Below are 13449 nucleotides of genomic sequence, written 5' to 3'. Positions count from 1 at the left end.
CTTCTTCCCCGCCGGGTGTGAGTGAGCTTGAGGCTTGATGGCAGGGGTTGAATTGGCGCGGATTTTATTTTGAATTTTGGGGTTTGGGAAGTTTTTTGTGAGGTGGATTGCGAAAAGACTTATGCTTTTCGCAATCTCAATTATTTTATTAGTCTGCGTTGAACAGGTCGCGGCTGTATACTTTATCTAGTACGTCTTCAATATCGCCCGTTACACGGTTGGCTACGATTACGTCAGAAATTTTCTTAAACTCTTCTAAGTCGTTAACTACGCGTGAATTAAAGAAATCTTCTTCCTTAAGCACCGGCTCATAGACTACAACTTCAATACCTTTCGCTTTTATACGCTTCATGATGCCTTGAATAGCACTTGCTCGGAAGTTATCAGAACCAGACTTCATAATAAGGCGATAAATGCCTACGATCTTGGGACCACGGCTAACAATTGAATCGGCAATAAAATCTTTACGGGTACGGTTAGCATCTACAATGGCCTGAATCATATTGTTAGGTACTTCACTGTAGTTAGCTAGTAACTGTTTGGTATCTTTTGGTAAGCAATAACCACCGTAACCAAAACTTGGGTTGTTGTAGTGATTACCAATACGAGGGTCTAAACCGACACCTTCGATGATTTGTTTAGTGTCTAAGCCATTACGCTCTGCATAGCTATCTAGTTCGTTAAAGTACGCAACACGCATTGCCAAGTAAGTGTTGGCGAAAAGTTTGATGGCTTCGGCTTCAGTGCTGTCGGTGAATAAAACATCGATGTTCTCTTTTATTGCACCTTGCTGAAGCAGTTTTGCGAAAACGTCCGCGCGCTCACTACGCTCGCCTACGATAATACGGCTTGGGTAAAGATTGTCGTAAAGCGCTTTGCCTTCACGCAAAAATTCAGGCGAAAAGATAATATTGTCAGAACCAAAACGGGCTTTTGCATCTTTAGTAAAGCCTACCGGTACGGTCGATTTTACAATCATCACAGCATTAGGGTTGATTTCCATCACGGTTTTGATTACTGCCTCTACACTACCAGTATTGAAATAGTTGGTTTGTGGGTCGTAATCCGTAGGTGTAGCAATTACCACATAGTCAGCATCTTTATATGCTTCTTGCGCATCCAAAGTTGCTTTTAGGTTTAACTCTTTTGTTGTCAGGTATTCGGCTATCTCTTTGTCTTCAATTGGAGACTTTTTGTTATTCAGCATTTCGACTTTTTCAGCTACCAAGTCAACTGCTTTCACTTCATTGTGCTGCGCAAGTAACACTGCATTTGAAAGCCCCACATAGCCTGTGCCTGCTACGGCTATTTTGAGCTTCTGCATAGTACTATCCATTTAAATTCTCTCCAGTTTTGTACAAATAAATTTCGATAACTACACAACTAATATCGCATAGTAATTTTAAACAATGATGAACACTACGCCTAACTTCCCTAATTCTTGAAATAGTGTATCAAAACTATGTTTTATGCACATGCATCAACTATGCCTTTGTCACTCAATCTTTAACTCGGCAGCATTTTTTATTGAAAAGTTCTCTCGCTTAAGAGTCAAGTTTGGATTATAAGCCGGATCACACTTTATAAATGCGCGCCATGTAGTTTGTAAAAACGATAATTCTCGATTAAAACGCGCAGCCTTTTCGGGCGAGATATCTAGTCCTCTGCTAACCGACTCATGATGGAAAAGCTCAGCTTCTGCACAATAGACGTTCTGAACACCTAAACTTTTTACTTTCAAACAAAAGTCCACGTCGTTAAAGGCAACAGAAAGGTTCTTTTCGTTCAACCCGTGTACGGCATCGAAGTGTGCGCGTTTAACTAACAAACAAGCAGCTGTAACGGCACTATAGTTATTTGTAGCGACGATCCTATTTAGGTAACCCGCATGAGACCGAGGAAAATTCTTATGTGCGTGACCGGCCCCGCCACCATACCCTAATACGACACCAGCATGCTGGATACGCGTATCGGAATAAAGCAACTTTGCACCAACACAGCCAACGCTTTCTCGCTCAACGTAACCAACCATATATGTTAGCCAATTAGGCGATATGACCTCAATATCATTATTGACTAACCCAAGAATGGAACCTTTTGCATGTTCAACACCGAAGTTATTAATTGCAGAGTAATTAAATGGCGCTGGATAACGAAGAACTCGAACCTTATTCAAAGTGTCTAAATAGTCAAAGTACTCAATACTTTCCTGCTCGTCAGAGCCGTTGTCAATGAGCAATATCTCGTAATTTTTATATGTTGTTTTTTCTAGAATTGATTCAATACAAGCTTTAACCAGTGCTTTCCCATTTTTCGTGGGGATGATTAAGCTCACCAGTGGATTTGTATTGGGCCAGCAAAGTCGGTTTACGTTAAACTTTTCATCCAATTCAACTGTAGCTGTTGAATGTCTTTCTATCACCATCCTCACACGTTCTAGCAGTTTTGCTTCATTATTTTCTGTGACTGAAAGATGCACCAAGGGTAACGGCATATGATTAACCATTAAATCATTGATAGATAGAGAAAGTTCAGCAATTACCTCAGCAATCGTTGTTTGATTAGAAATATGTAGCGATTTTAACCGCGAAGTTTTGACCATTACCCCGCTATTAATATATCCCGTAGAATATTGAAGCTCAGGGTTCCAACTTGGTAAGAACCTTGGTGACGTTTTAGTCCCATTACTACTCAACTCGTCAGTATCACAATAGACTAAATCATTATCTTTTAACGCTTTCAAAAGATGGTAAATAGCAGAGCTTTCTAATAGGTCACCACCATTTAGCAATAATGTAGGTAACCTGTCGTCTAACAACGAGATTTTCTTTTCTATTGCACCCGGCGCCAATTCGCCCGTTATTAAGCAAGTTTTCACACCAAGGGTTTTAGTATTTTCCTCTGTCACACCCTGGTTGTCGGTGCCAAATATTACTGCTTGCCACTCGCCAATTTTAGTTATTGAATCTGAGAAAGCAGATTCGTTCACTTCAAGCCAGTGGTTGTATAACGCCTGCGTTTGCTTTGGTGTTGGTGCATCAAAAAATAGCCCAGATTTTCTTACCGACCTTACATACAAACCAGTTAAACGCTCGTTTTGTTTAAGCTTGTCTTTCAGAGTTTTGGGAATTAATTGAAGGGCGGCACGAACAGACCGCATTACTATTTTTTTCATGTAGACGATTTAGAGCCTCAAAAATAAAGAAAGCCGCTTTATATAAAAGCGGCTTATTAGTTTAACACTTGTAAGCTTGTATGGGTATTAGCTACCAGTCCCTAAGCGTTCACCTTGATAGCTCCCATCTAATACCGCTTTCCACCAGCCTTCGTTCGCCAAATACCATTCAACAGTTTTACGAATGCCGCTTTCGAAAGTTTCTTGTGGTTTCCACCCTAATTCACGCTCAATTTTACTAGCATCAATGGCATAGCGCATATCGTGGCCAGGGCGGTCTTGCACATAAGTAATTTGATCTGCGTATTTAGTCTCTTTGGGCTTAACTTCATCCAAAATTGAGCAAATAGTTTGCACCACTTCAATGTTCTGCTTTTCGTTATGGCCACCAATATTATAGGTTTCACCAATCTCACCGTTAAGCGCGACCACCACCAATGCACGTGCGTGGTCTTCAACATACAACCAATCGCGAATTTGATTACCTTTACCATATACAGGAAGTGGCTTTCCAGCTAGCGCATTTAGAATAACCAACGGAATAAGCTTCTCTGGGAAGTGATACGGCCCGTAGTTATTCGAGCAGTTAGTAACTAGTGTGGGTAACTTATATGTACGAAGCCACGAACGCACCAGTTGATCTGAACTCGCTTTACTTGCTGAATACGGTGAGCTAGGTGCATACGGTGTATTTTCTGTAAAGAGTGGAAGCTCTGCTCCTAGTTCAACCTCATCTGGATGAGGAAGGTCACCGTATACTTCATCGGTAGAAATATGATGGAACTTAAAGCCTGCTTTCTTATCGCCTTCTAGTGCAGACCAATACGCTCTTGCTTGTTCAAGTAAGGTGTACGTGCCAACTACATTAGTCTGAATAAATTCGCCTGGGCCGTCGATAGAACGGTCTACATGTGACTCGGCCGCTAAGTGCATAATAATATCGGGCTGGTGCGTATTGAACACGCGCTTTACTTCTTCAGCATCACAAATATCAACTTGCTCAAAGCTATAGCGGTCGCTATTTGAAACTGATGTTAATGACTCTAAATTGCCCGCATAGGTCAATTTATCCAAATTGACTACAGTATGGTCTGTATCGTTTATAAGGTGGCGAACCACGGCTGAGCCAATAAAGCCTGCACCACCTGTTACTAAAATTGTTTTACTCATTTTATTTACCAAAAGTATAATTCTATTTCGACCATTTAGGCTTTCAATTCATCAAGCATATCGGACAACTGCTTTCGCCAGTGAGCGGGCTTGCACGAAGTAAATGCTTCGCGCGCAGTTTGTTTATCCAACACGCTATAGTGCGGGCGCTTCGCTGGGGTTGGGTACTGGCTAGAAGGAATTGGTAATACTGGAATAGTACTACTGAGTAACCCTTTTTCAATTCCAAGCTCTTGAATAGCTATAGCAAAATCGTACCAGCTTGCTACGCCCTCGTCGGTCCAATGATAGACACCTGCTGTTTTATTTTCAGATGCCGATACACACGCTTCAGCCAACCCTTTGGCCCAGGTAGGTGTACCAATTTGATCGTCTATAACAGAAAGCTGTGGTTTTTCACTCATCAAACGCAGCATGGTTTTCACAAAATTATTGCCATGAGATGAATAAACCCAAGCGGTACGAATTAAGCAGCTAGCCTCTGGCAATATTTCAAGCAGTGCTTTTTCGCCTTCCGCTTTTGATTTGCCATACGCACCCTGAGGTTCAATAGGGTCGTCTGTTAAATAAGGCGAACCTTTTTGACCGTTAAACACATAGTCGGTCGACACATGTACCATAAAAACGCCACGTGCTTTACAAAAAGTCGCCAAATTCTTAACGGCAATGGCATTAATGGCATTACACGCTTCGGTGTCTTCTTCAGCTTTATCAACAGCGGTGTACGCTGACGCGTTAATCAAAACATCTGGTGATAGAGGGGCTAAAGAAGCTTCAATGATATCGCTATTTGTAATATCAATATCATCGCGCCCCAACAGTGTAACTTGATGATCGCTATTTTTTAGTTCACGAGAAAGCTCAAATGCTAGCTGACCAGACTTGCCTATAATTACAATATTCATTAATTGCTATTACCCCAAAAAAGCCCCAATAACAATTAGAATGTAGGAGCGTCTACAAATGCTAAACCCGCTTCGTCTTTACCAGACAACGAAGGTTTCTCACCGTTTACCAACGGCCAAGCGATATTTAATGTAGGATCGTCATACTTAACAGACACCTCAGACTCTGGGTGGTAGTAATCAGTACACTTGTACACGAACTCTGCTGATTCACTGGTGACATAAAAGCCATGAGCAAATCCGGCAGGCACCCAAAGCTGGCGCTTGTTTTCGGCAGAGAGTATTACCCCAACCCATTTGCCATAAGTTGGTGAGTCTTTACGCATATCTACGGCTACATCGTACACTTCGCCGCTAACTACTCGTACTAACTTACCTTGAGTTTGCTCCATTTGGTAATGAAGGCCACGAAGAATACCTTGGCGAGATTTAGAATGGTTATCTTGAACAAAGTCTACATCTGCGCATTCTTTTTTAAACCAATCGGTACGAAAGGTTTCTAGAAAGAAGCCGCGCTCATCGCCAAACACTTTCGGCTCAATAATTTTAACGTCAGGGATATCTGTCTTGATTACTTGCATTTACTTTCCGTACTAACGTGCAAATGAATATAAGAAGAAAGGTGGCAATGCCACCTTCTATAACTTGAATATAGGTTAAACTTTTACTCTGTCCTTAAGTACTTTCAATAGGTAATCACCATAGCCACTCTTCTTAAGTGGAGCCGCCAGCTTTTCTAGCTGCTCAGCGTTGATATACCCCATTCTGAACGCAACTTCTTCCGGACAACATACTTTTAAGCCCTGACGTTTCTCTATAGCGCCCACAAAGTTCGCTGCATCAAGTAGAGAGTCTAGAGTGCCCGTATCAAGCCAGGCTGAACCCCGTCCCATTAACTCAACTTTAAGAGAGCCATCTTTTAGATAAAGATTGTTTAGATCGGTAATCTCAAGCTCACCACGAGGTGATGGTTTTACCTCTTTCGCGAAATCAACAACTCTGTTGTCGTAGTAGTAGAGCCCTGTAACTGCGTAGTTAGATTTGGGAACAGCAGGCTTCTCTTCAATAGAAAGCGCGTTCCAGTCATCATCGAAGCTAACTACACCATAGCGTTCTGGGTCATTGACATGGTAACCGAATACAGTAGCGCCCTGCTCTTGGTTATAGGCGCTCTGCAGAGAGCGCTTTAGATCATGTCCATAATAGATATTGTCACCGAGAATAAGCGTGCAGCAATCATTACCAATAAAGCTATCACCTATAAGAAATGCTTGGGCCAAGCCATCGGGTGAAGGCTGAACTGCGTATTGAACATTAATTCCCAGTTCACTCCCATCGCCGATAAGCGCAATGAAACGACTCTGCTCTTCTGGTGTTGTGATAATTAAAATATCCCTTATCCCAGACATCATAAGCGTAGCTAGGGGATAATATATCATCGGCTTATCGTAAACCGGCATCAGTTGCTTGCTCACGACTTTCGTCAATGGGTGCAATCGAGTGCCAGAACCACCTGCTAAAATTATACCCTTCCGTTTCATAGTTATTCCTTTTTAATTTTCTCTGATGACTTCAGCCAAGCTATTGGCTAACTCAGAAGCAAGCCCCCTATCTCTAGCTTCTATCATCACACGAATTAATGGTTCTGTTCCAGACTTTCTAAGAACAAGTCGTCCATTCTTACCTAAAGCCTCTTCTACGCGACTGACCTCATCTTTTACTACATCTAAATCAAGCACTGAATCCAGATCGTTATGACGAACGTTCACCATACACTGAGGAAGCTTTGTCATCCCTGCTTTTAGTTCACTTAAGGAGTATTCACTTTTTACTACTACGGTTAAAATTTGTAGCGCAGCGATAATGGCGTCTCCAGTAAATGCATAATCTAAGTTAAGAATATGTCCTGAGGTTTCCCCCCCAATTCGCCAACCAGTTTCCTTAAGTTTCTCTACGACATATCTATCCCCAACTTTTGTTCTAACAAACGGGATATCAAGTTCTTTTAATGCTATTTCAAGGCCCAGGTTGCTCATCAGTGTGCCGACAACACCGCCTTTATAGCCAGCTTGCTTAGCTTCACGAGCCATTAAAAAGAGAATCTCATCTCCATCCACCACTTCACCTTGTGAGTCGACAAACATGATTCTATCGGCGTCGCCATCGACAGCGATCCCTAAATCAGCTTTATTTGTCGTCACAGCCTTACTCAACGAGTCGAGGGAAGTTGCGCCGCAATCATTGTTAATATTTATGCCATTCGGCGTATTGGCTATATTAATTACTTTTGCGCCCAGTTCCTCAAATACACTAGGAGCGACTTTATAAGCAGCACCGTTGGCACTATCGACAACAATTGTTAGGCCTTCTAAACTAAGCTCGCTCGAAAAGGTGCCTTTACAAAACTCGATATAACGACCAGCGGCATCTTCAACTCTTCGTGCTTTGCCTAAACGTTCTGAGTCAACACAATCGATACCATTTTCCAGTGCATACTGGAGCTTTTCTTCAATTGCCCGCTGCTGTTCACTGCCTAGTTTAGCCCCGCTACGGCCAAAAAACTTAATCCCGTTGTCGTAATATGGATTGTGAGATGCGCTTATGACTACGCCTGCGTCAGCTCTAAAAGTCGAAGCTAAATAGGCTACCGCTGGAGTAGGAATAGGCCCAGCGAGAGCAATGTTTACGCCGGCAGCCGACAAACCAGCTTCCAGTGCAGATTCCAGCATGTATCCACTGGCGCGTGTATCTTTTCCTACTAGCACCTCTTTTGTACCGTCTGCCGCCAAGACTACACCTGCAGCCCAGCCCAGCTTCATTACGAAATCTGGTGTCATTGGGAAATCGCCAACTTTTCCGCGAATTCCATCAGTGCCAAAATATTTTTGAGACATTCTTACTTCCTAAAAAAACGAAAGGCCACAACTTAAAAAGTCATGGCCAAATATCAAGACATTAGCGCTATTCTACTGTAACTGATTTGGCTAAGTTTCGTGGCTGGTCAACATCAGTCCCTTTTATTAAGGCGACATAATAAGAGAGAAGCTGTAAAGGAATAGTGTAAACAATGGGGGCAATAATATCTTCACAATGTGGGATATCAATAACGCGCATTGTTTCATCACTTTCAAAGTGTGCGTCAGCGTCTGCAAACACGTACATAATACCGCCTCTTGCACGCACTTCTTCTACGTTAGACTTCAATTTTTCGAGCAACTCATCATTTGGGGCAACCACGATGACAGGCATTTCGTCGTCTATTAACGCTAATGGACCATGCTTGAGTTCACCTGAAGCGTATGCTTCGGCGTGAATGTATGAAATCTCTTTGAGCTTAAGCGCGCCTTCCATAGCAATCGGATATTGAGCGCCGCGCCCTAGGAACAAGCTATGATGCTTATCGGCGAACTCTTCAGCCAGCGATTCGATAGCGTCTGCAGTACTTAGCGCCTCTTCAATCTTACCGGGTAGTGTCTTGATTGCAGTGGTGATCGCTTGAGCCTTGTCATCAGACAAGCCATTAAATTTACCTAACGCTAGTGTAAGCATTAGAAAGGCGGTAAGTTGGGTTGTAAACGCTTTAGTTGATGCAACGCCAATTTCAGCACCGGCAAGAGTCATGAATGCAAGATCTGATTCGCGTACCAACGATGACCCTGGCACATTACAAATCGTAAGTGCAGACATGTAACCTAATTCTTTAGCCAAGCGTAATGCTGCTAAGGTATCTGCCGTCTCTCCACTTTGCGAAATCGTAACAAGCAAACTGTTTTGATGAACGGCTGACTTGCGATATCTGAATTCAGAAGCTATCTCAACTGAGCAAGAAACATTTGCATGCTCTTCAAGCCAATATCGCGCAGTCATTCCAGCATGGTAACTCGTGCCACATGCGATAATTTGCACATGCTTAACTTGCTTCAAAATTTCTTCAGCACCATCGCCAAACAAAGCGTCGATGTTGTGAATATTATCTACTCTATCCTGAAGAGCATTTCGAATAACCGCAGGCTGCTCATAAATTTCTTTTAGCATATAGTGGCGGTAACCACCTTTGTCACCAGCATCATGCTCTACCGTCGATTCGATAATTTCACGTTCTACCCGAACACCAGATTTATCAAAAATTGTTACTTCTCGGCGGGTAACTTCCGCTACGTCACCTTCCTCTAAAAAGATAAAGCGGCGTGTTACAGGTAGTAATGCTAATTGATCGGAAGCTATGAAGTTTTCACCTAAACCCAGACCGATTACTAGAGGGCTACCTGAACGCGCTACTACCATTTTATCCGGGTCTTCTTTGTCGATAACTACTGTACCGTATGCCCCAGTAAAGTGTGTTACTGCACTCTGAACAGCTTCTAATAAAGACTTACCGTCGTTAAGCATTTCGTGAACTACATGCGCAATGGTCTCGGTGTCGGTATCGCTTGAAAAGGTGTACCCTTTTTCAGAAAGGTTCTTACGCAGCGAAACGTAATTTTCGATAATACCATTGTGTACTACCGCCACACGGCTTGAGGAGAAGTGCGGATGTGCATTATATTCCGTCACACCACCATGCGTAGCCCATCGAGTATGGGCAATACCAGTGGTACCTAAAGCAGTTTCACTTTCAACAGCTTCAGCTAAATTTTTAACCTTACCAATTTTACGAATGCGCTTTAAGTTGCCATCCTTGTCTAATAAAGCTACGCCAGCTGAATCATATCCTCTGTACTCTAGCCTTTTTAAGCCCTCTAGTAGTATTTCAACTACATTCCTTTCGGCGACTGCGCCTACTATTCCACACATATATTTACTTTCTTCTTTTTTTAAAATATAACAATTTCAAGGTTAGATATTACCTAAATGCGCACTTTTGTAACCCCCAATAAGAACAGCGTTCCACCAAGCTCTATTTGCTAATTACAATTCGACTGTTTAACGAGTATCTTATCCAAAATTTGCCTTAGGCTTCTGACCCAGCCTGCGCTCAATTTTAATTGCATCTATGGTATGGCGCATATCGTAACCGGGGTGGTCTCGTGCATAATTGTTCTACACAAAGTACTTGCATCCTATCGGCTTAATTTCAAAAAAACAGAACAGATGGTTTCGCCACTTCAATTTCTGTTTGTTGTTGTGCCCACCAATTTTTTAGATTTCGTTGTAAACCTCCCCTAATTAGTTACATCCATAAGTAAGGGAGGTTTACACACCCAGTTAACGAAAACAACAGCGTATATAAAACTAATATAGTTCTTAGCACTTAGGTATCACAGAACGAATTAATGAATTTTTCACCCAGCCAAGTAGAGCTTCTATTTACGTTCAAATTGAAAACATCGAGCATATTCAAATTGTATCGCTCCAGAAAATACTTAACTAGATTAGCTACCGCTTTATCATTTCCGCCATGTTTATTTATTTTGCGATACAACGTATTCTCATCTTCCGCTCCAATATCTTCGAATGTTTCCTGTAGCGATGATGCAAGTAGAACTGACTTGACTCCATTTATGGCTGTATGAAATTTTAACCACAAATCATCAGCATGGTTACAAACTCTGAGAGCACTAGATACATCAATAACATCAGGATGAAAATATTCAGGCTTGTAAATAATTCCGTCTTTCCCTGTCCCCACCGTCCGTATATCTGGTTTTAGTACAGTTTCGTCGGAATGTGTCCATTTTTTATATCGGTGAATAGTATTGCTGTCACAGCTTAAAACTCTTCCTCGATACGCAACGACGCAGTCTAGCTCTTTAGCGTTATCTACAAGAGTTTGCAGCCAAGAAGAGGGATACCTGGTGTCGTCATCTACAGTAACGAAATATGTAAAGTCGTCTTTATCTAAAAAATAGTCCCTTAAAATAGGTATAAATTTGCGATATGGTCCAATATTTTCGGTATAGTTTACAGAAAATTTGTTGTCGTTATCACGTTCCAACACTTTCAATATTTCCGGTATCTCAGATATCCCTTCATCTAACAAGTATCCTTCTTTTGATATAAATAACTTAATCTCAAAAGGTATATTGCAATTTTGAGCTAATAAAGAAGTGATTACATGATGTATTTTTTCAACACGAGAGTGAATAGTCGTTAAACTAATAATTACTTTACCCATTGGTGAGCACTTCCTCCGATGCTTTTTTTGCTTTTAGCAAATTGATCTTGCGCCTAAAGAACTTTAATTCATCGCCTTTAAGGTATTCATATAACGATGATACCGTGGTTAATGAAGAGCGCATAAAGTAAAGAGGAACATCAACTCTCGTTATTGCGTTTTTCCCAACAATCGTTTCGATACGGGTTCTGAAATCAATATCGCCCCTCGAACGATAGTTTCTGAAACCGCCTATAAGCTGAATTAAGTTTCGTTTGAATATTAGCGTTGCAGGGCCATCCCCTAACGCGAGCAAGTTTCGTGGATCATCAACAGATAAAATACCACTGTCAGAATACCTAGCATGTTGGCTGAAGCAGGCTAAAGCTTGGTTGCTTACTATCGCTCTAACTTGAGTGGCTATTCGCTCTGGATGACTGACATCGTCATCATCTTGGATGGCTATGAATTCGCCTTTTGCCATTGCTACCGCTGTATTTCGGCTTAAGTATTGCCCAACATTCGTCTCGTTGCGATAATATTGAATTTGAATGTCGCTTTTAGTCCCGCAGAGAGTTTTAATGTTTTTGCTAATTTCCAAATCAGAACAATCGTCTATGATTATAATTTCAATATTCGGATAATTTTGATTAAGAATTGAATTGATCGATTGTTTTAAAAATAACACATCCGGATTGAAAGTAGTTATGACTACAGAAACCATTCCTTCATCCTGCGCCACCTTAAGTTTATTACTTTCAAGAACGTGCGAAAATATGTTTTTGAGGTCATAGTTTAGCGTTTGAGGTAAGACTGGTTTCAGTCCATACGCTTTAAGCGCATCGTTAATAATCTCATTACTAATCTGCTTTAAGCCTAAAGACGCGCATAACGTTAAACTCTCCTCACTATTAATCGTAGAGAAGCCACATGAAATCAGACCTTTACAAAGAAAGTTAAGCTTTTCAGTTTCATCTAAATCTACCGGCAGTAGGCTATACAAATATACTAGTTTATCAAAACTTAGGTTCTCTACGTCGATATCCAGTAACAATGCGGTTAAGTCGCCCTTTTCCATCGGCTTTTCTAATGAGCGCCTTACATCACGATATAACTCATTAAACTCTCTACTGCTAAACGTAAGCGCCTTATCCAATACTTTATTAAATGGATACTTGGTTAGCCAGGTTTTACAAGCGCCATCACCGAAATAATGAGCTTTAAACAGCAGTTTAGCGTGCGGAGTTCTTTCTGAGCTTAACTGCTCAAAAAGCTTAAGCAAAAATGGTACTTTACTTACAAAATTTATCTTTATTGGAGAGCGAGAAAAAGTCTCTATTGTTCTTTCATAAACTCTCACCGGCGATGAAGGTTCTGACAATTTATGCTTCTCGAAGATGTATAACATTTCTTCCGGCTTAGTAACTACACTTAGCACCAATGAAACAAATGCATCTTCTGATAGGCCACTTTCAACTGGGTTTACTTTTAACATCGCGGCTTTAACTTCATCAGTTAGTCCAGTAAAAGCAATAAATTGCTGGAGAGCCCTCATATTGGGTGCATGACTAATAAACTTCTGATTCTCGATTAAAAATTTTAATTGCTTAAGCACGGAAACTAAAAGGTCTGCTTCTAATTGAATATGCAACGCAATATCGACAACGACATCAAACGAAGTAACTAAACTCTCCTGTGTTGTCGCTAAAGTAAATATAGTTTGACTGGTTGCATCAGTTAAATTTATATCATTCTGTAGAAGTATTTCTAATTCTTTCAATCTTTGAGAGAGGTGTTCACCAGTTGAAGACTTAATAGCCGAAAGTAATTCATTCAATCTAGAATGATAAACGTGTACATGCTCTTGCACTACTGAAGCGCCAGAAATGTTATGATTAACTTGTAACGCTACTTTAGTGGCCGCGTTAAAACTAGGGCTTTGCAGCGTTGCGAGCAAAAACTGATTTCCTTTCTCATCAACAATTTCGAAGTTATAACTGAGTTTTCCCGCCGCACTTCCAAATTCATTTTCACTTAAGGACGCACTGCCTAGTACTTTTCTAGCAAATGTATTAAATGATGCGAAACGATGATGGTTATGCAAA

The 13449-nt window shown here is 41.2% G+C and carries 10 protein-coding genes; all 10 read right to left on the bottom strand.

Annotated elements, in window-relative coordinates:
* Nucleotides 1-148 precede the first annotated feature (148 nt).
* The 10 genes from QVA83_RS07920 to QVA83_RS07875 all read right to left on the bottom strand — a co-directional run bounded on the left by QVA83_RS07920 (nucleotide 149) and on the right by QVA83_RS07875 (nucleotide 13448).
* Nucleotides 149-1336, bottom strand: a complete 1188-nt coding sequence (locus tag QVA83_RS07920; protein ID WP_287498323.1) for a nucleotide sugar dehydrogenase — start codon at nucleotides 1334-1336, stop codon at nucleotides 149-151.
* A gap of 159 nt (nucleotides 1337-1495) precedes the next feature.
* Entirely contained in the window at nucleotides 1496-3175 is a 1680-nt protein-coding gene (locus tag QVA83_RS07915; protein ID WP_287498322.1) for a glycosyltransferase family 2 protein, read from the bottom strand.
* An 87-nt stretch (nucleotides 3176-3262) separates the two neighbouring features.
* On the bottom strand, nucleotides 3263-4345 hold the full coding sequence (rfbB, locus tag QVA83_RS07910; protein ID WP_287498321.1) for a dTDP-glucose 4,6-dehydratase: 1083 nt from the start codon (nucleotides 4343-4345) through the stop codon (nucleotides 3263-3265).
* Between the two features lie 35 nt (nucleotides 4346-4380).
* Nucleotides 4381-5250: a dTDP-4-dehydrorhamnose reductase gene (rfbD, locus tag QVA83_RS07905; protein ID WP_287498320.1), complete on the bottom strand. Its 870-nt coding sequence runs from the start codon at nucleotides 5248-5250 to the stop codon at nucleotides 4381-4383.
* A 35-nt stretch (nucleotides 5251-5285) separates the two neighbouring features.
* Nucleotides 5286-5831 carry a dTDP-4-dehydrorhamnose 3,5-epimerase gene (gene rfbC, locus QVA83_RS07900; RefSeq protein WP_287498319.1) on the bottom strand — a complete coding sequence of 182 codons (546 nt, stop codon included), beginning with the start codon at nucleotides 5829-5831 and terminating at the stop codon, nucleotides 5286-5288.
* Between the two features lie 75 nt (nucleotides 5832-5906).
* Nucleotides 5907-6791: a glucose-1-phosphate thymidylyltransferase RfbA gene (gene rfbA / locus QVA83_RS07895; RefSeq protein WP_287498318.1), complete on the bottom strand. Its 885-nt coding sequence runs from the start codon at nucleotides 6789-6791 to the stop codon at nucleotides 5907-5909.
* A gap of 12 nt (nucleotides 6792-6803) precedes the next feature.
* Nucleotides 6804-8144, bottom strand: coding sequence for a phosphoglucosamine mutase (gene glmM, locus QVA83_RS07890; RefSeq protein WP_287498317.1), 1341 nt, complete (start codon nucleotides 8142-8144; stop codon nucleotides 6804-6806).
* A gap of 67 nt (nucleotides 8145-8211) precedes the next feature.
* Entirely contained in the window at nucleotides 8212-10044 is a 1833-nt protein-coding gene (gene glmS, locus QVA83_RS07885; protein WP_287498316.1) for a glutamine--fructose-6-phosphate transaminase (isomerizing), read from the bottom strand.
* Nucleotides 10045-10501: 457 nt separating this feature from the next.
* Nucleotides 10502-11365, bottom strand: coding sequence for a glycosyltransferase family A protein (locus tag QVA83_RS07880; protein WP_168479975.1), 864 nt, complete (start codon nucleotides 11363-11365; stop codon nucleotides 10502-10504).
* Entirely contained in the window at nucleotides 11358-13448 is a 2091-nt protein-coding gene (locus tag QVA83_RS07875; RefSeq protein WP_168482008.1) for a glycosyltransferase family 2 protein, read from the bottom strand. Before QVA83_RS07875 ends, QVA83_RS07880 begins: the two co-directional genes overlap by 8 nt.
* Between the last annotated feature and the right edge of the window lies 1 nt (nucleotide 13449).

Source organism: Alteromonas sp. AO-Serp, assembly GCF_017849675.1.
GTDB classification, from domain to species: Bacteria; Pseudomonadota; Gammaproteobacteria; order Enterobacterales; family Alteromonadaceae; genus Alteromonas; species Alteromonas macleodii.
This window is presented reverse-complemented; position numbering and strand designations above follow the sequence as displayed.